This is a genomic window from Lysobacter oryzae DSM 21044, from assembly GCF_059568595.1.
In genome coordinates this window covers 36,039-58,999 of record NZ_JCANTQ010000012.1, presented here as the reverse complement: position 1 = coordinate 58,999, position 22,961 = coordinate 36,039, and the positions used below count along the sequence as shown (strand labels likewise).

At 69.5% G+C, this 22,961-nt stretch carries 19 protein-coding genes; 9 read left to right on the top strand and 10 right to left on the bottom strand.

All coding sequences use genetic code 11. From position 1 onward, the window contains the following. Positions 1 to 160: 160 nt before the first annotated feature. From BP05_RS10765 to BP05_RS10730, 8 genes are all read left to right on the top strand, one after another. Positions 161 to 1,348 carry a DesA family fatty acid desaturase gene (locus tag BP05_RS10765; RefSeq protein ID WP_496363278.1) on the top strand — a complete coding sequence of 396 codons (1,188 nt, stop codon included), beginning with the start codon at positions 161 to 163 and terminating at the stop codon, positions 1,346 to 1,348. 92 nt (positions 1,349 to 1,440) lie between these two features. After that, a complete protein-coding gene (locus tag BP05_RS10760) occupies positions 1,441 to 1,776 on the top strand; it encodes an EF-hand domain-containing protein (RefSeq protein ID WP_496363276.1) in 336 nt (111 codons plus the stop codon). A gap of 47 nt (positions 1,777 to 1,823) precedes the next feature. Beyond that, positions 1,824 to 2,789: an NAD-dependent epimerase/dehydratase family protein gene (locus BP05_RS10755; protein ID WP_496363274.1), complete on the top strand. Its 966-nt coding sequence runs from the start codon at positions 1,824 to 1,826 to the stop codon at positions 2,787 to 2,789. Between the two features lie 107 nt (positions 2,790 to 2,896). Then, positions 2,897 to 3,622 carry a glycosyltransferase family 2 protein gene (locus BP05_RS10750; protein WP_496363272.1) on the top strand — a complete coding sequence of 242 codons (726 nt, stop codon included), beginning with the start codon at positions 2,897 to 2,899 and terminating at the stop codon, positions 3,620 to 3,622. Further along, positions 3,622 to 3,984 carry a lipid-A-disaccharide synthase N-terminal domain-containing protein gene (locus BP05_RS10745; protein ID WP_496363270.1) on the top strand — a complete coding sequence of 121 codons (363 nt, stop codon included), beginning with the start codon at positions 3,622 to 3,624 and terminating at the stop codon, positions 3,982 to 3,984. Before BP05_RS10750 ends, BP05_RS10745 begins: the two co-directional genes overlap by 1 nt. Before the next feature lie 299 nt (positions 3,985 to 4,283). Then, complete coding sequence (rpmB, locus tag BP05_RS10740; RefSeq protein ID WP_496363268.1) at positions 4,284 to 4,520, top strand: 50S ribosomal protein L28; 237 nt, start codon at positions 4,284 to 4,286, stop codon at positions 4,518 to 4,520. An 11-nt stretch (positions 4,521 to 4,531) separates the two neighbouring features. After that, positions 4,532 to 4,699, top strand: coding sequence for a 50S ribosomal protein L33 (gene rpmG / locus BP05_RS10735; protein ID WP_175489134.1), 168 nt, complete (start codon positions 4,532 to 4,534; stop codon positions 4,697 to 4,699). 101 nt (positions 4,700 to 4,800) lie between these two features. After that, on the top strand, positions 4,801 to 5,280 hold the full coding sequence (locus tag BP05_RS10730; protein WP_496363266.1) for a hypothetical protein: 480 nt from the start codon (positions 4,801 to 4,803) through the stop codon (positions 5,278 to 5,280). 63 nt (positions 5,281 to 5,343) lie between these two features. Here the strand turns inward: BP05_RS10730 and BP05_RS10725 are convergent, their stop codons facing one another. Together BP05_RS10725 and BP05_RS10720 are read right to left on the bottom strand one after the other, a co-directional pair. Continuing rightward, positions 5,344 to 7,593, bottom strand: coding sequence for a M20/M25/M40 family metallo-hydrolase (locus tag BP05_RS10725; protein ID WP_496363264.1), 2,250 nt, complete (start codon positions 7,591 to 7,593; stop codon positions 5,344 to 5,346). A gap of 163 nt (positions 7,594 to 7,756) precedes the next feature. Further along, positions 7,757 to 10,009 (bottom strand): M4 family metallopeptidase, encoded by a 2,253-nt coding sequence (locus BP05_RS10720; protein ID WP_496363262.1) that lies wholly within the window; start codon positions 10,007 to 10,009, stop codon positions 7,757 to 7,759. Between the two features lie 808 nt (positions 10,010 to 10,817). Between BP05_RS10720 and BP05_RS10715 the strand changes: the two genes are divergently transcribed. After that, on the top strand, positions 10,818 to 14,279 hold the full coding sequence (locus tag BP05_RS10715) for a hybrid sensor histidine kinase/response regulator (protein ID WP_496363260.1): 3,462 nt from the start codon (positions 10,818 to 10,820) through the stop codon (positions 14,277 to 14,279). 13 nt (positions 14,280 to 14,292) lie between these two features. Here BP05_RS10715 and BP05_RS10710 read toward each other — a convergent pair whose 3' ends face one another. The 8 genes from BP05_RS10710 to acs form a co-directional block, all read right to left on the bottom strand. Then, positions 14,293 to 14,844: an NADPH-dependent FMN reductase gene (locus BP05_RS10710; RefSeq protein ID WP_496363258.1), complete on the bottom strand. Its 552-nt coding sequence runs from the start codon at positions 14,842 to 14,844 to the stop codon at positions 14,293 to 14,295. Between the two features lie 136 nt (positions 14,845 to 14,980). Then, the gene (locus tag BP05_RS10705) at positions 14,981 to 16,735 is read right to left on the bottom strand and encodes a diguanylate cyclase (RefSeq protein ID WP_496363256.1); all 1,755 of its coding nucleotides are present in this window, start codon (positions 16,733 to 16,735) and stop codon (positions 14,981 to 14,983) included. Between the two features lie 80 nt (positions 16,736 to 16,815). Then, positions 16,816 to 17,094 carry a hypothetical protein gene (locus BP05_RS10700; protein ID WP_496363254.1) on the bottom strand — a complete coding sequence of 93 codons (279 nt, stop codon included), beginning with the start codon at positions 17,092 to 17,094 and terminating at the stop codon, positions 16,816 to 16,818. Positions 17,095 to 17,150: 56 nt separating this feature from the next. Beyond that, positions 17,151 to 17,975 (bottom strand): SAM-dependent methyltransferase, encoded by an 825-nt coding sequence (locus BP05_RS10695; protein WP_496363252.1) that lies wholly within the window; start codon positions 17,973 to 17,975, stop codon positions 17,151 to 17,153. A gap of 226 nt (positions 17,976 to 18,201) precedes the next feature. Continuing rightward, on the bottom strand, positions 18,202 to 18,753 hold the full coding sequence (locus BP05_RS10690) for a GNAT family N-acetyltransferase (RefSeq protein ID WP_496363250.1): 552 nt from the start codon (positions 18,751 to 18,753) through the stop codon (positions 18,202 to 18,204). After that, entirely contained in the window at positions 18,750 to 20,048 is a 1,299-nt protein-coding gene (locus tag BP05_RS10685; protein ID WP_496363248.1) for a pepsin-like aspartic protease, read from the bottom strand. The genes BP05_RS10690 and BP05_RS10685 overlap by 4 nt, the downstream gene beginning before the upstream one ends. Before the next feature lie 115 nt (positions 20,049 to 20,163). Next, the gene (locus tag BP05_RS10680) at positions 20,164 to 20,832 is read right to left on the bottom strand and encodes a response regulator (protein ID WP_496363246.1); all 669 of its coding nucleotides are present in this window, start codon (positions 20,830 to 20,832) and stop codon (positions 20,164 to 20,166) included. A gap of 8 nt (positions 20,833 to 20,840) precedes the next feature. Beyond that, on the bottom strand, positions 20,841 to 22,832 hold the full coding sequence (acs, locus tag BP05_RS10675; RefSeq protein WP_496363244.1) for an acetate--CoA ligase: 1,992 nt from the start codon (positions 22,830 to 22,832) through the stop codon (positions 20,841 to 20,843). Between the last annotated feature and the right edge of the window lie 129 nt (positions 22,833 to 22,961).

Here is a 22,961-nt window from a genome sequence, read left to right as displayed (position 1 = left end):
TTTCTCCCTTGCTGAACCTCGTCACGGCCCCCATCAAAAAGGTGGTTCCATACAGGGGCGAACGTCCGGACGGGGTGGCAAACTGCCCTGCGGGACGCGTCCTTCCACCCACCCTCTTCGCCCCGGGCGAAGGGCGGACGCCCCCCGCTCCGGAGTTTCCATGTCCGCATTGCTCGATTTCCTCGCCGGTGGCCTGCTGCAGGCCGGCTGGGGAACCCTCGCGATCTATTTCCTGGTCGCCACCCAGCTGACCATCTTCTCGGTGACGCTGTACCTGCATCGTTCGCAGGCGCATCGCGCGGTGGACTTCCATCCGGTGCTCGCGCACTTCTTCCGCTTCTGGACCTGGCTGTCGACCTCGATGGTCACCAAGGAGTGGGCCGCGATCCACCGCAAGCACCACGCCAAGTGCGAGACCGAGGAAGATCCGCACAGCCCGCAGATCAAGGGCATCAAGACCGTGTTCTGGCGCGGCGTCGAGCTCTACAAGGAAGCGCGCGCCGACCGCGAGTCGATCGAGAAGTACGGCAAGGGCTGCCCGGACGACTGGATCGAGCGCCACCTCTACACCCCGCACGCGACGATGGGGCCGACGCTGCTGCTGCTGATCCAGTTCGCGCTGTTCGGTTTCGTCGGCGTCGCGCTGTGGGCGATCCAGATGGCGTGGATTCCGTTCTGGGCCGCGGGCGTGGTCAACGGCCTCGGTCACTGGTGGGGCTATCGCAACTTCGAAACCAGCGACACCGCGACGAACCTCTCGCCCTGGGGCCTGTGGATCGGCGGCGAGGAACTGCACAACAACCACCATGCTTTCCCGTCGTCGGCGAAGTTCGCGCTGCGCAAGTTCGAAGTCGACATCGGCTGGGTCGCGATCCGCGCGTTCGAGAAGATCGGCCTGGCCAAGGTGCTGCGCGTGGCGCCCACGCTCGACGTGCGCCCGAACATCGCCATGCCCGACGGCGAGACCATGAAGGCGCTGCTGGCGATCCGCTTCCAGGCCATGACCGACTACTACCGCAACGTCACCCTGCCGGCGCTGCGCGAGGCCAAGCTCAAGCTGCCGCGCAAGCTGCGCCAGGGCTTGGCCGATGGCGGCCGCTGGCTCGACGACGACAAGCGCGCCCGCCTGCAGGCCTGGGTGGCCGAGCGTCCGCGGATCGCGCAACTCGCCGAATTCCGTGCGCGGCTGTCGCAGGTGCTGGACGAACGTTCGCACGACGCCCAGGCCACGCTGGCCAAGCTGCAGGCGTGGTGCGCGGAAGCGGAGGCTTCGGGCAATGCTGCGTTGCAGGCGTTCTCGCTGCGCCTGAAGGGCTACGCGCTGGCGCCGGCGCGCATCGGCGCCTGATGGGCGCGCGCACGCCACGTCTGCCAGGCGAAGGGGCGGCAACGCCCCTTCGTCGTTTGCCGGCGCGGGCCCGCCAGCGCAGCGCGCGCGTCATGGCGTCGCTCCATTGCGCGCTCGCGGCGACGGCGCTGTGGCCGCTGCTGGCCGGTGCGCAGGTCCCTGCCGCGAACGATTACCTCGCGCGCATGGACGACGATCGCGATGGCCGCGTGTCGCTGGCCGAATACCAGGCCTGGATGGGCTATGGGTTCGAGCGCATGGACCTCAACGGCGATGGCCTGCTGACGGCCGACGAACTGCCCGGCGGCAAGGGCCGCACCGTCAGCCTGCTCGAGCATCGCGCATCGCTGGCCGCGATGTTCGTCCGCCAGGATGTCGACCGCGATGGCTTCCTCGACGCACAGGAACTCGCCGCGCCGCCGCGCTGAGCGCGGGCGTGAGGGCAATCTTCCGGCGCGCTCACTAGAATGCGCGCATGACCATCCTCGTGACCGGCGCGGCCGGCTTCATCGGCGCCCACGTGTGCCGTGCGCTCTTGGATCGCGGCGACGCCGTGGTCGGACTCGACAACTACAACGACTACTACGATCCGCAGATCAAGCGCGATCGCGTCGCGGCGTTGTGCCCGGACGCCGACATCCGCGTGCTCGACCTGGTCGACCGCGACGGCCTGGCGGCGCTGTTCGACGAAGTGCCGCCCACCCGGGTGGTGCACCTGGCCGCGCAGGCCGGCGTGCGCTATTCGCTGACCCACCCGCATGCCTACGTCGACAGCAACCTGGTCGGATTCGTCAACCTGCTGGAGCTGTGCCGCCATCGCGGGGTGCAGCACCTGGCGTATGCGAGTTCCTCGTCCGTGTACGGCGACTCGGCCACGCCGCCGTTCTCCGAGGACCAGCGCATCGACCAGCCGCGCTCGCTGTATGCGGCCACCAAGGCCGCCAACGAGCTGATGGCGCACACCTACGCGCACCTGTACGGATTGCACGCGACCGGCTTGCGCTTCTTCACCGTGTACGGACCGTGGGGACGCCCGGACATGGCGCCGCTGCTGTTCTCGCGCGCGGTTCTGGCGGGCCGGCCCATCGACGTGTTCAACCACGGCAGGATGCGCCGCGACTTCACCTTCATCGCCGACATCGTCGCCGGCGTGCTGGGCGCGCTCGACCATCCGCCGAGCGACGAGCCGCCGCACCGGGTATTCAACCTGGGCAACCACACGCCGGTGGAACTGGAGCGCTTCATCGCCGTGATCGAGCAGGCCGCCGGCCGGCCGGCGCAGAAGGTGTACCGGCCGATGCAGCCCGGCGACATGCTCGAAACCATGGCCGACACCGCGCGTGCCAAGGCGGCATTCGGCTTCGAACCGGCGACCGCGATCGAGGCCGGACTGCCGCAGGTCGTGGCCTGGTGCCGCGACTACTTCGGCGACCGGGCCTGAACAGGCGCAATAACGGGACTGACGTCGCAACTTCGGGCGGGTAGGATGCACGCCCAACGTCCGCCCATTCAGCCGCCGCCCGCGGCGCGCGGCCTGAAGATGCCGAAATGACCGCACTCCCCGAGATCTCCGTCGTCGTGCCCGTGTTCAACGAGCGGGACAACGTGCCGCCGCTGGTCCACGAGATCGTGGCCGCATTGCGCGGCGTGGTTCCGTTCGAGATCGTCTATGTCGACGACCACTCGCGCGACGACACCCTGTCGGTGCTGCGCGGCCTTAAGGCTGAGGTGCCGGAGCTGCGCGTGCTCAGCCATGCCAGCCAGAGCGGCCAGAGCACCGCGATCCGCACCGGCGTGAAGGCCGCGCGTGGGGCATGGATCGCCACCCTGGACGGCGACGGCCAGAACGATCCGGCCGACATCCCCAAGCTGATCGCCAAGCGCGGCGGCGATCCCGGCGAGGTGAAGCTGTTCGCCGGCTGGCGCGTCAACCGCCAGGACACCGGCAGCAAGCGCTGGGCGAGCAAGTGGGCCAATGCGATCCGCGCGCGCATGCTGCGCGACGACACGCCCGACACCGGTTGCGGCATCAAGCTGTTCGAGCGCGCCGCCTTCCTCGACCTGCCGTACTTCGACCACATGCACCGCTACCTGCCGGCGCTGATGCAGCGCGCGGGCTGGAAGACGGTCAGCGTGCCGGTGAACCACCGCGCCCGCACCACCGGCGTGTCCAAGTACAACAACCTCAACCGCGCCCTGGTCGGCATCCGCGACCTGCGTGGCGTGGCCTGGCTGATCACGCGCAGCAAGCGCACCGCGGTCGAGGAACTCTGATGCTGATGGTCGCCACCGCCGCCGCCAGCGCGGACGTGATGAACTCCCCGATCGCGTGGCTGACGTGGACCGGGCTGCACATGTCGCCGTGGAAGCTGATCGGCCTGACCGGCGCGCTCATGTTCGGCGGGCGCTGGGTGGTGCAGTTCGTCGCCAGCAAGCGCTACGGCAAGCCGGTGATCCCGCGGCTGTTCTGGTACATGAGCATCCTGGGCAGCGTGATGACCCTGGCCTACTTCACGTTCGGCAAGAACGACTCGGTCGGCATCCTGCAGAACCTGTTTCCGACCTTCACCGCCTGCTACAGCCTCTGGCTCGACATCCGCCACCGCGGCTGGCAGCGGGACAAGGCGACGCACTGACCCCCTTGCCGGCCACGGGCGGAAGCGCGGCGGTCCCAGGGGGCGAGTCGGCCGGGCCGGGCGGCCCGCGGGCCTGTGGATAAGCCTTGTCCGGGCCGCGCTTCGCAGGCATAATGCGCGGCTCGCTGCGTCCGGTCGGCCTCCTGGCCTCGACCGGGCGGGACCCGGAACCACGATTCCGGCCCGCCGCCGGCAGCTAGGACTTCCGACCCGCATCGTGTGCCGCCGCAATCCACCGCGGGCGGAGGGGCCGCCGCCTCCCTGGCCAAGGGAAGCATCAAATACCTCTCGAGGTGCGTATGTCCCGCGTATGCCAAGTTACCGGCAAGCGCGTGCAAGTCGGCAACAACGTCTCGCACGCCAACAACAAGACCCGCCGCCGTTTCCTCCCGAACCTGCATGAACGCCGGTTCTGGGTCGCCAGCGAAAACCGCTGGGTGAAGCTGCGTCTTTCCACGGCTGCCCTGCGCACCATCGACAAGAACGGCATCGACGCCGTCCTGGCCGACCTGCGCAAGCGCGGCGAGAAGATCTAAGGAGGATCTGAATCATGGCTTCCAAGCGCGACAAGATCCGCCTGATCTCCTCGGCCAACACCGGCCACTTCTACACCACGGACAAGAACAAGAAGAACACGCCGAACAAGATGGAGGTCAAGAAGTACGACCCCGTCGTTCGCAAGCATGTGATCTACAAGGAAGGCAAGATCAAGTAAGTCTTCCAGCCGGTTGCTGACCGGCTTGTTCGAGCAACACCGAAGCCCGCCGCAAGGCGGGCTTCTTTTTTGCGCGCCCGAAACACAGCGAGGAGAACGCCATGAACATCCGGATGCCCAATCGCGTCGCCCACACCTACGTGCAGCGCCTCGTCGCCGCGCCTGAGCGGGTGTTCCCGTTGCTGTGCCCGGTGCGCGAAGCCGACTGGATCGAAGGCTGGAATCCATTGCTGGTCGTGAGCGGGTCGGGCGTGGCCGAAACCGACTGCGTCTTCACCACCGCGGCCGAACCCACCGACGCAATCTGGTACATGACCCGGCATGAGCCGGATGCCGGCTTCGTCGAGATGCTGAAGATCACGCCCGGCGTGACCGCCTGCCGCCTGCGCATCCTGTTGCAGGCCACCGACGCCGGTTGCGACGCCGCCGTGACCTACATGCACACGAGCCTGGGGCCGGCCGGCGATGCGTTCGTCGCGGACTTCACCGCCGCGTGCTACGAGGCCTTCATGCGCGACTGGGAGGCGCGGCTCAACCACTACCTGGTGCACGGCACTGCGCTCGCCGGTGCGCGCGACTGACGTCCGCACGAACAGCAAGCCCCGGCGCACCGGGGCTTGCTGCTACTGGGCAACGGCATCGCGTCAGAACGCGATGCTCCAGCTGTCGATCCTGCCGGTATCGCCGCTGGCGTTGTCGTTTACGCGCAATTTCCAGGCGCCGTTCATGGCTTCGCTGGACAGGTTCAGCGTCACCGTGCGGTTGATGTTGTCGGCGCTGCCGCCGCTGCGGTTGTGGATGTTGTAGAGCGTGCCGTCGGGCGCGACCAGGTCCACCTTCAGGTCGCCGATGTAGGTATGCACGATCGCGACCGTCACCTGAGCGTCCGCCGGCGCGTTGCCGCTGCGGCCGGAGACGGTGATCGGAGAATCCACCGTGGCGTTGTCGCTGATCGCGTAGTCGGCGGCGTTGCTGTAGCTCGTGCGCGGGCCGCTGATCGTGTAGCTGCCGGTGAGGCTCGTCCCGGAGAACGCCGAATAACCCTTCACCAGCACGTGCCAGGTGCCCGGCGTCGCCGCCGGCAGGCTGCAGGTTTCCGCGGTGGTGCTGCCTTCGGACTTGCAGTCGTAGCTGGTGGGGGTCGGCGCGGCGCCGTACTTCACGTACAGGTCCGCGTCGCCGCTACCGCCGGAGGTGACGAACTTCAGGTTGATCGAGTCGCTGGGCACCTGCAGCGTCCAGCGCTGCTCGCTGCCGGCGGCGCCGCCGATGCCGGTCACGGGCACCCCGTTCTGCAGCATCGACCCACCGCCACCGACGGTCACCGCCTGCGACTTGCTGCTGCTCGCGCCGCCGTTGTCGGTGACGGTCAGGGTGACCGTGTAGCTGCCGGATGCGCTGTAGGTCTTGCTGGGGTTGGTCGCGGTGGAGGTCGTGCCGTCGCCGAAGTTCCAGCTGCGCGAAGCGATGCTGCCGTCGCTGTCGCTGGATGCATCGGTGAAGCTGGCCGTCAGCCCGCTCACGCTGCTGCTGAAATTGGCCACCGGCGGGGCGTTGCGGGTGCCGCCCGCGGTCTTGGCGAGTTCGCCGAGGAAGGCGAGGCCGAGCCTGGCGAAGTGCGCCGACGGTGCGGCGCTGTCGCCCATCGCCGCCAGCGTGTCGCCAGTGCCGTGGATGTTGGGGTTGTAGCCACCGCTGGACGTGCCGCCCTCGAACATGATCGCGGCCGGGTAGCCGGCGCTGGTCCACGAGGCATGGTCGGAGCAGCCGTAGCCGCAGGTGTAGGTGCCGCGCTGGATGCCGAGCGGCGCGAGGTAGGTGTCGAACAGGTCGGCGAGGAACTGCTTCATGTCGGCGTTCGAGTAGTCGCTGACGATGCGCATCTCGGTGCTGCCGGTCTGGTAGTTGGTCATGTCCAGCTGCAGCACGCCGACGACGTTCTTGCCCGCGCTGGCGAACGACTGGGCGATCGCGTTGGAGCCGCGCAGGCCGACTTCCTCGGCGGCGTAACCCATGAATTTCACCGTGCGCCTGGGCCGCCAGCCATTGGCGAGCGCAACGCGCAGGACTTCGGTGAGCGTGGCGATGCCCGAGGCATCGTCGTCCGCGCCCGGCGCCACCTGGGTGGTGCTGCCGCCGGCGCTGGAGTTGATCGAATCCAGGTGCGCACCGAGCACCACGATCTCGTTGGGCAGTTCCGCGCCCTGGATGGTGAGGATCACCGACGGTTGCGTGGAGCAGTTGCTGCAGGCGAACAGCTCGCTGCTGACATCGCCGCGGCCGCTGGCGAGCGTGTCCCAGGTCGACTTGATCCATTCCGCCGAGGTCTTGCCGGTCGGCGCGGTGTAGTAGCGGTTGCCGTAGGCCGACAGCGTGGCGATGGTCGACCTGATGCGTGCGGCGTCGACGTTGCCCAGCCACGGATTCACTGTGGCGCCGTTGTCGATCGGTGCGGCCAGCAGCGCGCCGGCGAGCGTGTTGCGCCTGGCGGCCAGGGCGCTGCGGTCGTTGCGGATGAACTCTTCCGCCTCGGCCAGGCTGTCGAAGGCGAAGAAGCCGCCGCAGCGGTTTTCCTTCTCGTGCACGTGGCGGGCGAGGTCGCCGACCTGGTGGGCGCGCAGCCTGGCGATCACCAGCTCGTGGCCCTGGCTATCGCGGCGGGCCAGGCCTTGGCTGGCCAGTTCCTGCAGGCCGGCGAGATAGGTGGCGCGCGATGCGACGACGTAGACCGGTGCGAGCGCATCCTCGCTGCGCGCGGGCGCGCCGCTGAAGGTCTGTGCGCGGAGCGCAGGGGCGAAGCAGACGGCGGCAAGCAGCGCCATGGCAAGCATGGCAACGCGCGCGGCATTGGGCGGAACGGCGATCGGCGCGGTCAGCGCGGAGCGAAAATTCATCGGACTCTCCCTGTGATGATCATCGGCGCGTCCTGCATGGGTGCCGGCGCGGCCCAGCCGATGGATGGTGGATGCGATGCCGGCGGGCATGGCGCCCGCCGGCATCGGTCAACGCGTTCGTCATCGATGGCCCGGGGCGCCAGGCGCCCCGGGCCACGCGGCATCAGAACGTGACGCTCCAGCTGTTGATGTAGCCGGTATCGATCGAGGCGTTGTCGATCACGCGCAGCTTCCAGGTGCCGTTCAGCGCTTCGGTCGAGACATCCTTGGTGTAGGTCTCGACGATGTTGTCGGCGCTGCCGCCGGTGTTGCTGCGCAGGTTGTACACCGAACCGTCCGGCGCGATCAGGTCGACCTTCAGGTCGCCCGAGTACGTGTGGACGATGTTGACCGAGATCGACGCGTTGGTCGGACCGTTGCCGGTGCGGCCGGACACGGTGATCGGGCTGGTGATGCCCGTCGCGTTGTTGTCCGGGATGTTGTAGTCGGCCGTGTTGGAGTACGTCTGCGTGCCGCCGCCACCGCCGCCACCGGTGGTGTAGTCGCCGACCAGGCTCACGCCCGAGAAGGTCGAGTAGGCCTTCAGGTTGACGTAGTAGGTACCCGCCGACGGCGCCGCGAAGGTGCACGACTCGGCATTGCCCGACTTGTACGGACGGCAGTCATACACGGTGTCGGTCGGCGCGCTGCCGAACTTCACGTACATGTCCGCATCACCGGTGCCGCCGGAGGTGGTGAAGGTCAGGTTGGTCGCGCCGGCCGGCACGTCCAGCTTGTACTTCACGTAGCCGCCGGTGCTGGCGCCGATGCCGGTCACGGCCACGCCCTTGGTCAGGGCCGTGGTGGTGCCGCCGCCGCCGCCGCCGCCCGCGCAGCTGACGCCGACCGTGGTGAACGCCGCGGTGACGTCGGCCTTGGCCAGGCCCACGTCGGTCGCCGCCGTTTCCACGCCGCACGCGGCGCTGTTGTAGGTGGAGCTGGCCGTCCAGTACAGCGCATTGGCGCGGGCGAACACCTTGAACGCCTTCGGCACGTCCCAGCCCGCCGTCTTGGCCAGGTTGCAGAACGCCTTGTTGTACACGCCCGAGGAGTAGTGCACGTCCAGGCCCGAGGTGTAGTTGGCGGCGTTGTCGATCGAGCGGCCGTCCTGGGTCGGGTTGCACATGTAGCGCAGCGCGCCGGTCGACTTGAAGATCTCCTGGCCGACGAGGAAGTCGGACGCGCCCTTCCAGTAGAACTCGGTCGCTTCGCCGCCCATGTCTGAGAAGGCTTCGTTGATGCCGCCGGACTGGCCCGAGTAGGTCAGGTTGGAGTGCTGCTCGGTGAAGCCGTGCGAGACCTCGTGGCCGGCCACGTCGGCGCTGACCAGCGGGTAGAACGTGCTGGCGCCGTCGCCGAAGCTCATCGTCGAGCCGTCCCAGAACGCGTTCTCGTAGCTCGAGCTGTAGTGCACGCGCATGACCAGCTGGAAGCTCAGCGCGTTGTAGCCGGTGTAGGCCGGGTACATGCTGGTGATCACGCCGCCGAAGTAGTGGGCGTCGTTGATCGGCGAGTAGCTGCCGTTGATGGTCTTGTAGGTGTTGCGCGGGCAGGTGTACGAGTACGCCGTGGTGCCGGTGGTGCCGCCGTTGAGGTTCACCGACTTCACGTTGGCGTTGTTCATCGTGCAGGTGCTGCCGCTCTGCGCGACGTCGAGGAAGCCGTAGCGGCCGCCCGAACCCCACTCGTACTGGCCGGTCTTGGCGTTGCCGCCGGGGCCGGTGCCGACGAGGGCGTGGGTCAGGCCCTCCCACTGCTTGAGCACGCGGCCGTTGTTGGCGTCGACGATCACGAACGGACGCGTCGGCGCGCCGCCCTGGGCGCTGTCGGCGAAGTAGGAGACGACGTAGACCAGGTGCGCGCGGTCGTTGTCGTCGACCCAGATCATCAGGTCGCTCTTCTCGTTCTCGGTGCGCTTGGCGACCAGGCTGCTGCCGAGGCCGGCCTGCTTGCCGATCGCGAGCGCGCGGCTCTTGTCGAGCTTGGCGGCGGCGGCCGGCAGTTCGCGCGCCAGGCCGTCGATGCGGCGGCCGAACATGGTGCGCAGGTTGCCGTTGCGGTCCTCGGCGACGACGACGTCCTCGCCGAACACCGGGATGCCGCGGAAGGTCTGCTGGTAGCGGCGCACGGTGCCGTTGCTGGTGTCGGTGCTCATCAGCCTGAGGCCGGAGTCGGCCTCCAGGCCGAGCATCTCGGCGTGGCGGTCGGCGGCGCTGGCGGCGATGCCGGCGCGCGCGGTGGCGGCCTTGTACTGCGCTTCGATCCGCTTGGCATCCTGCTGGTGCAGGTCCACGCGCGAGGCCGCCATGGCGGGGGCGCACGCGATCGCGAACGCCAGCGGCGACAGGGCGAGAAGATTCAACTTGCTCAGTTCCACAACTCTCTCCTTGGTAGATGGGATGTCGATACCGACTGCCGGCACGCGACGGCGTCTTCCTGGACGCGGGCAGTGCGTGCCTCGCGGCGGGGGGCATCGGATTGGGTGGGACACCGGACGAGTCGGACTGCCACATGGACGGCGGAACAGGGGAAGCCGTCGCCATAAGGAACTGCAGGCACTGCAAACCGTGAGCGCTGCCGGCGGCACTCGACGGACGATCCGCCCGCACTGGCGGGCGTAGCGATTCGTCAGGACGTGTGCGGCGCGGCGGGAGGCGTGCGTGGCACGCAGGCAGGGCGCGGGGCGGGCGGGGCGATTACGGGCGGCATGGGAACTCCGGGGGGACATGCGTTCGGCAACAGGTGCCGTCACCCGGACGGGAGCGTGGGCCGTGGTCGCGACGCAGGCAGCGTGCGTACGGACATCCCTGTGCTTCCGCGTCGTGCCGTTCGCCCGGATGCGGAGTGCGCTGGACAGCACGCCCTCCGGCCATCGCCCCTTGCGGTCCGACGGCAGCGATACGGTGGTGACGACGAGTGGTCGACCGGCCCGGGTCTCCACTCCTGCCGCGGCCCATGCGGCGCGCGCATCCTGCACATCGCATCCGGGGCGTGCACGCCGCGCCGCAGCAATGCGCCGGCGTGTGCACCGCCAGCCGCGGATTCGCCGCTTGCGGAAGGCTCGACTCGCGTCGACAGCGGTCCCGCAGGCCGGCCTACGACTTTGTTGCGCAGGCCGATCGCGCCTGGTGCCGGGCCGTACACTCGCAGCGAAGGCGCGCGGCTGCGCCGCAGGTGAATTCCGCGTGATTCCGGGCTGGGTATTGCTGCTGGTGTCGCTGGGCTACGTCGGCCTGCTGTTCGCCGTCGCCTACCTCGGCGACCAGCGCGAGCCGGGCACGAAGGCGCAGCAGCACTGGCTGCGCCCGCTGGTCTACGCGCTGGCGCTGGCCGTGTACTGCTCCTCGTGGACCTTCTACGGCGCGGTCGGCACCGCGGCGCGCACCGGACTGGGCTTCCTGCCGATCTACCTCGGGCCGCTGCTGATGCTGCTGTTCGGCTGGCGCATCCTCGAGCGGCTGGTGCTGATCTCGGGCGAGCACCGGATCGTGTCGATCGCCGACTTCCTCTCCTCGCGTTACGGGCGCGCGCCGGGCCTGGCGGCGCTGGTTGCCGCGGTCGCGCTGGTCGCGGCGGTGCCGTACGTGGCCTTGCAGTTCAAGGCGGTGGCGCTGAGCGTGTCGGTGCTCGCGCCCGGCAGCGAGAAGGCGTTGCCCGGCGATCCGGCGCTGTACGTGGCGCTGCTGCTGGCGGTGTTCGCGATCCTGTTCGGCACGCGCCAGATCGATGCGACCGAACACCACCGCGGCATGGTGCTCGCGGTGGCGCTGGAATCGCTGGTCAAGCTGCTCGCGTTCGTCGCCATCGGCGCGTTCGCGATGCTGCACCTGCCCGGCAGCGGCGGCACGCTCGACCGCGCGGTGCAGGCCTCGCACACGGTGTTCGCGCAGGGCATGCCGGCGGGCTTCGTCGCGCAGACGCTGCTCGCCTTCGCCGCGATCGTGTGCCTGCCGCGGCAGTTCCATGTCGCCGTGGTCGAATGCCAGGACCCCGCCGACGTGCGCCCGGCGCGCTGGCTGTTCGGCGCCTACCTGGTGGTCTTCAGCCTGCTGGTGGTGCCGATCACGCTCGCCGGCCAGTCTTTGCTGGCGGGCACGGCGGCCTCGCCCGACACCTACGTGCTCGCGCTGCCGCTCGCGCTGGGCCACGACGAACTCGCGCTGATGGCCTACGTCGGCGGTTTCTCCGCCGCGACCGGCATGGTGATCGTGGCGAGCGTGGCCTTGTCGACGATGGTGAGCAACGACCTGGTCATGCCGCTGCTGCTGCGCAGCGGCGCGCTGCGCGAAGGCGCGAGCATCGACCGGCAGGTGCTGTGGGTGCGGCGGGTGACGATCGTGCTGCTCGCGCTGCTGGCCTACGCCTACCACCGCGGTTCGGCCGGCGAATCCCTGGCCCAGCACGGCCTGCTCGCTTTCGCCGCGGTCGCGCAGTTCGCGCCGGCGCTGATCGGCGGCCTGTACTGGCGTGGCGCCAGCCGTGCCGGCGCGTTCACCGGGCTGCTGGTGGGCGCGATGTTGTGGGGCTACACGCTGCTGTTGCCGGCGCTCGCGCGCGCCGGCTGGCTCGACCCGGGCTGGATCGCCAGCGGCCCGTTCGGCATCGGCTGGCTGCGGCCGGAGCAACTGCTCGGCCTGCGCGGCTGGGATGCGCTCACCCACGGCGTGGTGTGGTCGCTGCTGGGCAATGTCGGCAGCTTCGTGTTCGTGTCGGCGTGGAAGCGGCCGCGCCTGCAGGACCAGTTGCTCGCGACCTCGTACCTGGATCCGTACGCGCAGCGTTCCGCGCTCGGTCCCGGCGGTTGGGCCGGCGGCGTGCGCGGCGGCGAACTGCTGGCACTGGCCGAGCGCATCGTCGGCGAGCGCCACGCCCGCCGCGCCTTCGAGGACTACGCGCAGGCGCGCGGCCGCGCGTGGCACCCCGAGCAGCCCGCCGACCGCGCACTCGCGCAGTTCACCGAACGCCTGCTGGCCTCCGCGATCGGCGCGGCCTCGGCGCGCCTCACGCTGACCACCGCGCTGCGCGGCTCGGGCATGGAGCTGGGCGAAGTCGTCTCGCTGCTCGACGAGGCCAGCCAGGAACTGCGCTTCAACCGCCAGGTGCTGTCGACGACGCTGGAGAACATCAGCCAGGGCGTCAGCGTGGTCGACGCGGAAATGCGCCTGGTGGCGTGGAATGGCCGCTACCAGGAACTGTTCGGCTATCCCGACGGCATGCTGTACGTGGGACGTCCGGTCAGCGACCTGATCCGCTGGAATGCGCGCCGCGGCGAGATGGGCAGTGGGCCGCTGTCGCCGGCCGGCGTCGAGGAGCAGGTGCGCCGCCGCCTCGCGCACCTGCGCGCCGGCACGCCGCACCTGTTCGAGCGCGTGCGCGCCAGCGGCCAGGTGATCGAGATGCGCGGCCAGCCGCTGCCCGGCGGCGGCTACGTCACCAGCTACAGCGACGTCACCGACTACAAGCGCGCCGAGGCCGCGCTGCGCGAGATCAACGAGACCCTGGAGCAGCGCGTCGAGCAGCGCACGCGCGAGGCCGAGGCCGCGCAGCAGTCGAAGACGCGCTTCCTCGCCGCGGTCAGCCACGACGTGCTGCAGCCGCTCAACGCGGCGCGCCTGTTCGCCTCGGCGCTGCGCGAAGGCAGTGTCAGCGGCGAGCAGTCGCACCTGGCCGAGCGTGTCGACGCCTCGCTGCGCGCGGCCGAGGAACTGCTCGACGGCCTGCTCGACATCTCGCGCCTGGAAGCCGGTGCGCTGCAGCCCGAGCGCAGCGACTTCGACGCCGGCGAACTGCTGCGCGAACTGGCGGCGCAGTACGCGCCGATGGCGGCCGAACGCGGCCTGCAGCTGCGCGTGCGCTTGGCCGCGGCCGCGATGCCCGTGCACAGCGACCGCCGCCTGTTGCGGCGCGCGCTGCAGAACTTCCTCGCCAATGCGCTGCGCTACACCCGCGCGGGCGGCGTGCTGATGACCGCGCGCGTGCAACGCGGCAGCGTCGCGCTGCAGGTCTGGGACACCGGCCCCGGCATCTCCGAGCACCACCTCGACCAGATCTTCGAGGAGTTCCGCCGCTTCGAGCAGCCCGGCAGCACGGGCGAACGCGGCCTCGGCCTGGGCCTGTCGATCTGCCAGCGGATCGCGCGCACGCTCGGGCATCCGCTCGCGGTGCGTTCGCGCGTGGGCCACGGCAGCATGTTCGCGATCGTGGTGCCGTTCGGCCGCGCGCGTTTCGTGCCGCGCGATGAAATGCGCGCCGAAGTGCCGGCGGATTCGCTGGCCGGGTTGCGCGTGCTGTGCGTCGACAACGACCGCGAGATCCTCGATGGCATGCGCGCGCTGCTGGGACGCTGGCAGGTGCAGGCCACGACCGCGGCCGACGTCGAGGACGCGCTGGCCCGGCTCGCGGCGGAGCCGCCCGACGTACTGCTGGTCGACTACCACCTGCACGACCGCCTCGATGGCCTCGGCCTGATCGAGGCGTTGCGGGCGCGCGCCGGGCGCGAGTTGCCCGCGGCGCTGGTCACCGGCGACGGCAGCGACGCGGTCAAGCACGCCGCGCGCGAGCGCCGCTGCGTGGTGCTGACCAAGCCGGTGAAGCCGGCCTCGCTGCGCGCCTTCCTGGCCTCCTCGCGCAGCGCGACCGCGGCCTGAGCGCAGCGCCGCCTTATCCGGCGTGCTTGCGGATGAAGGCCGCGTACGTATCCATCCACCCCTGCAGGAACTCGCGGCTGCCGGCGCCGATATTGCCGTCGGCGTCGAACAGGCCGTCCTTGGCGTGGATGAAGGCCTCCGGCTGGCCCAGCGTGGCGACGTCGAGGTAGGCCAGCACGTTGCGCAGGTGCTGCTGCGCCACCGCAGTGCCGATCGAACCGACCGAGGCCCCGATCACGCCTGCCGGCTTGCCGGCGAACGCACTCTGTCCGTACGGACGCGAGGCGTGGTCGATCGCGTTCTTGAGCACGCCGGGAATCGAGCGGTTGTACTCGGGAGTGACGAACAGCAGGCCGCTGGCGGCCTTGATCTCGCCCTTCAGGCGCAGCACCGGTTCGGCCTGGCGTGCGTCGTCGTCCTGGTTGTACAGCGGCAGGTCGTCGATGCGCAGCTGGGTGAAGGCGAACTCGGATGGCGCCAGCCGGGCCAGGGCATCGGCGAGCTTCCGGTTGAAGGACTCGCGGCGCAGGCTGCCGACGAGGACGGCGATCGTGAACTTGCTCATGCGGGACTCCGGGGCGGACGTCGGGCGAGCGTGCGCCCGCGGGCGTTAAGGCCGCGCCGCGCTGCTGCCGCCGCAAATGAAAACGGCGAAGCCCAGGGGCTTCGCCGTCGTCGTGCCAGTGGCCGCGGATGCGGGCCTACGCGTGCACCTGCTGCGCGCGCACCAGCACCGGCCGCTCCTCGTGCGAGCACACGCGATCGCGGCCACCCGCCTTGGCGCGGTACATCGCGCGGTCGGCGTGCATGAACAGGTTCTCGAACGCATGGCTGCACAACTTGGTCGTCGCGCAGCCGAAGCTCGCGGTGATCGGCTGCTCGTGGTCGATCGACGAGGTGTCGATCGCCGCCAGGGTTTCGCGGCACTGCTGGGCGATGCGTTCGGCGGCGTGCTGGTCGCCGCCGCAGGTGAGGATGGCGAACTCCTCGCCGCCGAGGCGGCCGAACAGGTCACCCTCGCGGCAGGCGGCACGGCACGCGGCCGCCACCTGCTTGAGCACCCAGTCGCCGGTGGCGTGGCCGTGGCGGTCGTTGATGTGCTTGAAGTTGTCGAGGTCGAGCAGCACCAGCGCCGCTTCCTTGCCCTGCGCCTTGCAGCGCGCCAGGTGCGCTTCGGCCTGCTCGCGGAAGTGGCCGCGGTTGCTCACGCCGGTCAGGCTGTCCACCTGCGCCTGCCGGCGGAACATCACCTGCACGCGCTTGATCTTGTAGGCCCAGTAGGCGCCGACGCCGAGCACCATCAGCAGCATCGCCACCAGTAGCTGGTTGTTCTGCGCGGACTTCTTCGACAGGTCCTGCTGCAGCCGCAGCACGTCGTTCTGCCGCTGCAGCAGCTCGATCGACTGGTTCTTCTGCTGCAGTTCGTTGCGGCTGAGCTGGAATGCGAATTCGCGCGCCTTGATCTCGTCCAGGCGTGCCTTGTCGGACTCGGCGTAGCGGCGATAGTAGTCCAGCGCGGCCGCGAGGTCGTTGCGGCGCAACGCCACTTCGTAGAGAACCTTGTTGGCGGTCACCTGCGGCAGCGAGTACGAACCGTTCCCGCTGCCGGTGAGCGCTGCGCGCGCGTGTTTTTCCGCGCCGGCCGGGTCGCCTAGGATCAGGCGATATTCGGCGAGCAGTCCATGGACCTCGCCGATCAGGCGCGGATATCCGGTTGCCTCTACCGCAGGCAGATGGGCTTCCAGTAGTTCGGCGGCCCGCGCGACCTGGCCCCGTGCCGCCCAGCGACGTGCAAGGTATCCGCGCAGCGAGTTCGACGGGATCGGCTCCTTCTGCCTTTCGCAGTCGGCGATTGCTTCGTCGATCTCGCTTTCGCTCAGTTCGGAGCCGAGGCCATAAAGCGCTTCAAAGCGAACCTGCTTGGCGAGGCACCGGTTCCTGGGTGCAGGGTTCTGCGCCAGCAGCCGCTCCGCGTAATTCTGGCCAAGCGCGTATTGCCCGTGCTGGTTGTAAAGCACGGCAGCAACCCCGAGCCCGGTTTGCCGTAGCTGCGAGTCCTGCACGCGATCCGACAACTCGAGAGCGGTCTCCAGGCTGCGTAATCCCAACGAGAAGTCCCGGGTGATCGCGGTCGTGTTTGCAATCAGCAGGTTGGCCCTGAACCTGATCGCCACATCACTGGCTTCGTTGCGTACTTCGATGGCCTGTTGGACCGCCTGGTCGTAGCGGCCCTTCATGATCGACTGATAGGACTTGAGCAATCGGAACTGCCACTGCTGCGCCCTGGTGGCGCCGGCACCCTGTCTTTCGATCTGCGTCAGTGCGGCGGCAAACGCCTTCGGGTCCGTGCTGCGCGTTGCTTCAGCCTGGGCGAGCAGGCTGCGGATGTCACCGGCATGCGCGAGTGGCAGCGATGCCAGGAGGCACAGGCTGGTCAACGAAACTGCTCTAAACATCCTGATCATGACCGCTTTCCTTTGCTGGACGGTCGGGCCTGCGGCCCGACCGGTGGCCCAATGAAATGTCCCAGCCGCGATCAGGCGGCCCTGGACGCAGACTCCTGGTCGGGAGTCTCCTCGTCTTCGCGCTGCGGTTCGTCTTCCTTCGGTTCCTCGTTGTCGGCCGGGAACACCATGCAGAACATGGTGTCGCGCGCATCGAGCAGCCGGCCGAGGGCGGCGACGTCCCGCTGCAGCAGCGCCTGCCGGACGGCGGGATCGAGGTTCGCCGCCGAGACGGCCGCAATGAACTCTGCAGGCGACAGCGCCTTAGGGTTGCGGGCCAAGGCTTCCAGGAACTGCACGACGTTGGACATTTTCGACTCCTTGTTACTCGGGGATTGGCTGCAGCGGGTAGTGCTGTGGGTACGGCTCAAACGGATTCGCCATGGAGCGCTTCGGCGCGCTCGACCGCCTCGATCCGCGCCAGCATCGCCTCGTCGCGCTGCAGGGGTTCGCACGGAGGCACCACGAGCGTGGAGTGCATGTGCAGCGGGGTATCGGGCAGGGCGTGCAGCGGAACCGTTTCCATGCGCGGTTGGGTGATCGGCAGCGTGGCGGCTTCGTACACGGTGACCGGGTGGTCGAGCGGGTAGTCCTCACGCAGGCGTTCGACCAGCAGGCGGCGGTATTCGGGGCCGGTGGCGAAGCGGCGGTAAGTGCGGTCGCCGGCGATGCCAACCTGCCACAGGATCAGGTAGGCCGATGGATCGAGCCGGCGGCGGTAGAACATGAACTGGCTCGCCTCGTAATGCTGGCAGCCCAGGCGCCCCGGATCGATGCCCAGATCGGCGTACAGGCAGTCCTCGGCGGAGACGCCCGGCTCCATGTGCGCGTCGAAGCCCTCGCTGCGCGCCTGCGCGATCGCGTCGTGCGGCGCCTTGGCGAACACGCCGGGATGGCCGTAGAAGGCGCCGCATACGGTTTTGCCGGCGCGGACTTCCACGAGCATCGACTCGACCATGTCGCGGTAGGTCTGGTGGCGCGGCTTGCCCTCGGCGTAGAGCGGCTGCAGGCTGCGCACGTCCGGGTGCATCTGCTGCAGCCACAACTCGACCACCGGATCGGACACGGCGACGAACACCACATCGGACTGCTCGATGTGGCTGCGCGCACGCGGGCCGATGTGGGCCCCCAGCAGCATCCCCAGGCCGACGCAGACCAGGCGGCCCGGCTTTTCCCCAGCAGGCGTGTCCACGCGCTGCTCTCCCCAAGAAACGAGCTTTGGACGATACCCGTCCCGCCTGATTTTGCAAACTCGGTCGCACTTCGCGCGGGCGTTGCGGGCGGCCATCCGGGGCCCGAATGCCAAAGCCATGGCGAGATCGATTGGCGCGGACGAGGCTTCGCGGGCCGGGCTACGCCGAAGGCCACCCGGTGTCGCGCCCTCGTGGCGCGATGGGTATCGCTGCGCTCAACCCATCCTACGGGGCGCAATCCATCCTGCGGCGCTGCCAGGCCGCGCGCGGCAGTTCCCAGCGGCACTGGGTCGGGGCGGTGGCGCGTTCGGGCGTGCGCACGAAGCCGAAGCGGTCGAGCAGCCGGTCGATGATCAGCGCATGGTCGTCGTCGGGCCGTTCCGCGTAGACGAGCGCCAGGCCCATGCCGAGGAAGGCATGCTCGAGCAGCGGCGCGAACGCCTCGCTGGAGATGCCACGGCTCCACCAGCCGCCGCGCAGCATCACCCCGAGTTCGGCGCCGCTGCCGGCGCGCAGCAGCGCCGCCATGCCGATCGCCTGCGCGGAGGCCTTGTCGTCGATCGCCCAGAAGCGGTGGCCCGGCACGGCCTTGGCGTTGTGGGCGCACGCGCGCCGGAAGCTCTGCGCCGCCGCCTCGGCCGTCAGCGGCGGGCGGATGCGGCGCATCACGTCGGGGTCGGTGTAGAGGTGGCAGAACATCGCGTGATCGCGCGCCTCCAGCGGGCGCAGGCGCAGGCGCGCCGAGTCGAGGACCGCGGCGTCGGCGGCGACGCTCAACTCGACCATTTCGCGTCGGCGCCGCGCGCCTTGGCCACGTACACGCAGCCGCCGTTCGCGGCGCTGCGGTCGAACACGCAGTAGCGCTCCGCCATCAGCGGCAGCCCGAGGATCGTCTGGTTGGGCCAGTGCGGCAGCTGGTTCATCAGCAGGCAGTACGCCTGACCGGCCGCCATCGCGTTGCGCGGCCAGTAGTGCTCCTGCGTGCAGGTGAGGCGGGTCTCGCTGCCATCGGGTGCGCGCAGGTACAGGTGCAGCTCGGGCCACTCGAGTGCGTCCACGTCGGCATTGGCGATGCCCTGCTGGTGCTGGGCGAAGGCCTGCTGGAAGCGCTCGACCACGGCGGGCAGGCGCGCGTCGTGCCGGGCGAAAGCTTCCAATACCGCGCGGTAGAGCGTCGCCTCCAGGATCAGGAAGCTGCAGCCGCTGTCGAGGACCGCGTTGCTCGCGGCGCGGTGCTCGTACCTGCGCTCCAGCGGCGGCGCCGCGATGCGCGGACCGTCGCCGACCTGCACCGCGATCAGCTCGACGTTGTAGTACAGGTCGTGGACCAGCTGGATCGCGCTGAACTCGCCTTCGTGCAGGCGGTGCTGGAGGTCCGCGTCATCGCGCGCGCCGCCGCCGAGCACGAGCACGCCCTGGTTGAGCGGATCCAGCTGCAGCAGCGTCGGGTCCGCGCTGGCGTCCTCCACGTGCACCAGCGGGCGCCGCACCAGCAATGCGAAGCGGTTGTCGATGCGGCCGGCCTCGGCCAGCGCGGTGAACAAGGGCGTGACGGTGACGCGCGGCTGCTGGTCGAGCAGGGCGTCGAAGTCGGCGAGGTTCTCGTCCTCCTTGTCGAACGGCCACGGCCAGGTCACGGCCGGCGCGACGCCCCGCTCGCTGAGGTAGGCGCTGACGTCGTGCGCGGCATTGAGGCCGCTGTAGGCCAGGCCGAACAGGCCGTCGGCGCCGTGCAGGTCCTGCGCCGCCGCCTGCACCAGCGAGAACTGCGCATCGTCCAGGCGCACCGAGGGTGCGTCGCCGCGCACGGCCAGGGCCCCGAAATGCACCTCGGCCCTGAGCACGGGACCGGCCCAGCGGCCGATCCCGTAGCTCACTTCCTGCGCCCAAGAGGTGGGCGCATGGCTCGGGTCCTGGGCCGGGTCGTACGCGTGCGACAACACGGCGAGCGTGCTGCTGCCGGTATCGAGGACGAAGTTGCCGGATTGCCGGCCGCGGCCGATGCCGAGGCGGACGGTGTAGGCGCCCTTGGCGTGGGCGAGGGTGATGGGCAGATGGAGGGCGCGGGTCATGCGCGGATTGGAGCAGATTGCGCCGCGATCGGGTGCAGCGACGGCACGCCCAACGCGCCGGAACTGCCTGTGCCGCGGGTCAGGGAGCCGGTCGCGCCGCTCGCCGGCGGCGCAATCAGTCCGTCTCTTCCGGCGGCGCCACCACCGCTCCCGGATCCAGCGCCAGCCGGCCCGCGATCAGCACCGCCTGGGTACGGTTGCTCGCGCCGAGCTTGCGCAGGATCGCGGTCATGTGCGCCTTGATCGTCGCCTCGGACACGCCCAGGTCGTAGGCGATCTGCTTGTTGAGCAGGCCCGCGCCCAGCATCTGCAGCACGCGGAACTGCTGCGGGGTGAGGTCGCGCAGGCGCTGCGCCGCGGCGTGCTCGTCGGGCGCGATCGCGGGCCCGTCGAGCGCGGACGCGGGCGCCCAGCGATCGCCGGCAAGCACGGCGGCAATCGCTTCGCCCAGGGTCTTGGCGTCGGCCGATTTCGGGATGAAGCCGACCGCGCCATGATCGAGCGCGCGCCGCATCACCGCCGGCTCCTCGCGCGCCGACACCACGACGATCGGCAGCTGCGGATGCAGCGCGCGCAGATGCACCAGCGCGGAGAAGCCCTGCGCACCGGGCATGGTGAGGTCGAGCAGCAGCAGGTCGGCGTCCGGCTCGCTCTCGACCAGCTGGTACAGCGCGTCGACGCTGTCGGCCTCGCGCAGCTGCGCGTCCGGCAACACCCGCGCCACCGCGCCGCGCAGGGCCTCGCGGAACAGCGGGTGGTCGTCGGCGATCAGCAGCGTCGGCATCGCGACGCTCAGGGCACGCGCCGCTGCTGCACCAGCGATTCCACCACCGACGGATCGGCCAGGGTCGAGGTGTCGCCGAGCTGGTCCGGCGCATTCTCGGCGATCTTGCGCAGGATGCGGCGCATGATCTTGCCGCTGCGCGTCTTCGGCAGGCCCGGCGCCCACTGCAAGTGGTCGGGCGAGGCGATCGGCCCGATCTCGCGGCGCACGTGCGCGACCAGTTCCATGCGCAGGTCCTCGGTCTCGATCTCGCCGACGATCAGGGTGACGTACGCATAGATGCCCTGGCCCTTGATGTCGTGCGGGAAGCCGACCACCGCGGCCTCGGCCACCTTCGGATGCGAGACCAGCGCGCTCTCCACCTCCGCGGTGCCGATGCGGTGGCCGCTGACGTTGATCACGTCGTCGACGCGGCCGGTGATCCAGTAGTAGCCGTCGGCGTCGCGGCGGCAGCCGTCGCCGGTGAAGTACATGCCCGGGTAGGTCTTGAAGTAGGTCTCGATGAAGCGCGGGTGGTCGCCGTACACGGTGCGCATCTGCCCGGGCCAGGAATCCAGCAGCACCAGGTTGCCCTCGGCCTCGCCCTCGAGCAGGTGGCCGTTGGCATCGACCAGCGCCGGCTGCACGCCGAAGAACGGCTTGGTGGCCGAACCGGGCTTGAGGTCGGTCGCCCCCGGCAGCGGCGAGATCAGGATGCCGCCGGTCTCGGTCTGCCACCACGTGTCGACGACCGGACAGCGGGCGTCGCCCACCGTCTCGTAGTACCAGCGCCAGGCTTCGGGATTGATCGGCTCGCCCACGGTGCCGAGCAGGCGCAGCGAGGCGCGCGAGGTCTTCTTCACCGGCGCGTCGCCCTCGCGCATGAGCGCGCGGATCGCGGTGGGCGCGGTGTAGAAGATCGTCACCTGGTGCTTGTCGATCACCTCCCAGAAGCGCGACGAACTCGGGTAGTTCGGCACGCCCTCGAACACCAGCGCAGTCGCGCCGTTGGCGAGCGGGCCGTACACGATGTAGCTGTGGCCGGTGACCCAGCCGACGTCGGCGGTGCACCAGTAGACGTCGTCCTCGCGCAGGTCGAACACGGCCTCGTGGGTGTAGCTCGCGTACGCCAGGTAGCCGCCGGTGGTGTGCAGCACGCCTTTGGGCTTGCCGGTGGAACCGGACGTGTAGAGGATGAACAACGGGTCTTCCGCGTTCATGCGTTCGGGCTCGCACTGCGCCGGCTGGCCTTCGACCACCGCGTCGTACCAGCGGTCGCGAGGCATCTGCATGGCCACCGCGGCGCCGGTGTGGCGCACGACCAGCACGGTTTCCACCGAGTTGGTGCCGTGCAGCTTCAGGGCCGCATCGACGTTGGCCTTGAGCGGGATCTTCTTGCCCCCGCGCAGGCCCTCGTCGGCGGTGATGATCAGCCTGGACTGGCAGTCGTGCACGCGGTCGGCGATCGATTGCGGCGCGAAGCCACCGAACACCACCGAGTGGATCGCGCCGATGCGCGCGCACGCGAGCATCGCGACCACCGCTTCGGGAATCATCGGCAGATAGATGGTGACGCGGTCGCCCTTCTTCACCCCGAGCGCGCGCAGCGCATTGGCGAGCCGGCATACGCGCGCGTGCAGCTCGCGGTAGCTGATGCGCTGCGCCGGCTGGGCCGGGTCATCGGGTTCGAAGATCAGCGCGGTCTTGTCGCCGCGCGTGGCGAGGTGGCGATCCAGGCAGTTGACGCTGGCGTTGAGTTCGCCGTCGGCGTACCAGCGGATGTGGAAGTCCTCGAGCTTGAAGCTGACGTCCTTGATCCGCGTCGGCGCCTTGATCCAGTCCAGGCGCTTGGCGACGTCCGCCCAGAACGCGTCCGGCTCGCGCACGGACCGGGCGTAGAGGCGCTCGTAGTCGTCGCGCTTCAGGCGCGCGGTCGCGGCGAAGCCGGAGGGCACGGGATACAGGTCAGGTTGCGACATGGCGCGCTCGGGTGGGGCGGGGATGAGTCCAGTGTGCCGCATGCGCGCGGGGGCGGGTAAAGCCGCCGTTACGAGCGCCGTTAGACCTTGGTCGAAGGCCGGCCGCATTTGCGCCGCGCTACGACCAAAGGCGAATAGGCGGCGGCCGACACCCGCGCGCAGGCTGCGGCC

What these genes read in the sequence shown, in the direction of transcription:
- rpmB (WP_496363268.1), top strand. Translation starts at nt 4,284, where the DNA reads ATGTCCCGCGTATGCCAAGTTACCGGCAAGCGCGTGCAAGTCGGCAAC.
- BP05_RS10760 (WP_496363276.1), top strand. Translation starts at nt 1,441, where the DNA reads ATGGCGTCGCTCCATTGCGCGCTCGCGGCGACGGCGCTGTGGCCGCTG.
- BP05_RS10700 (WP_496363254.1), bottom strand. Translation starts at nt 17,094, where the DNA reads ATGTCCAACGTCGTGCAGTTCCTGGAAGCCTTGGCCCGCAACCCTAAG.
- BP05_RS10725 (WP_496363264.1), bottom strand. Translation starts at nt 7,593, where the DNA reads ATGAATTTTCGCTCCGCGCTGACCGCGCCGATCGCCGTTCCGCCCAAT.
- acs (WP_496363244.1), bottom strand. Translation starts at nt 22,832, where the DNA reads ATGCGGCACACTGGACTCATCCCCGCCCCACCCGAGCGCGCCATGTCG.
- BP05_RS10710 (WP_496363258.1), bottom strand. Translation starts at nt 14,844, where the DNA reads ATGAGCAAGTTCACGATCGCCGTCCTCGTCGGCAGCCTGCGCCGCGAG.
- BP05_RS10680 (WP_496363246.1), bottom strand. Translation starts at nt 20,832, where the DNA reads ATGCCGACGCTGCTGATCGCCGACGACCACCCGCTGTTCCGCGAGGCC.
- BP05_RS10745 (WP_496363270.1), top strand. Translation starts at nt 3,622, where the DNA reads ATGCTGATGGTCGCCACCGCCGCCGCCAGCGCGGACGTGATGAACTCC.
- BP05_RS10750 (WP_496363272.1), top strand. Translation starts at nt 2,897, where the DNA reads ATGACCGCACTCCCCGAGATCTCCGTCGTCGTGCCCGTGTTCAACGAG.
- BP05_RS10755 (WP_496363274.1), top strand. Translation starts at nt 1,824, where the DNA reads ATGACCATCCTCGTGACCGGCGCGGCCGGCTTCATCGGCGCCCACGTG.
- BP05_RS10705 (WP_496363256.1), bottom strand. Translation starts at nt 16,735, where the DNA reads ATGTTTAGAGCAGTTTCGTTGACCAGCCTGTGCCTCCTGGCATCGCTG.
- BP05_RS10730 (WP_496363266.1), top strand. Translation starts at nt 4,801, where the DNA reads ATGAACATCCGGATGCCCAATCGCGTCGCCCACACCTACGTGCAGCGC.
- BP05_RS10765 (WP_496363278.1), top strand. Translation starts at nt 161, where the DNA reads ATGTCCGCATTGCTCGATTTCCTCGCCGGTGGCCTGCTGCAGGCCGGC.
- BP05_RS10685 (WP_496363248.1), bottom strand. Translation starts at nt 20,048, where the DNA reads ATGACCCGCGCCCTCCATCTGCCCATCACCCTCGCCCACGCCAAGGGC.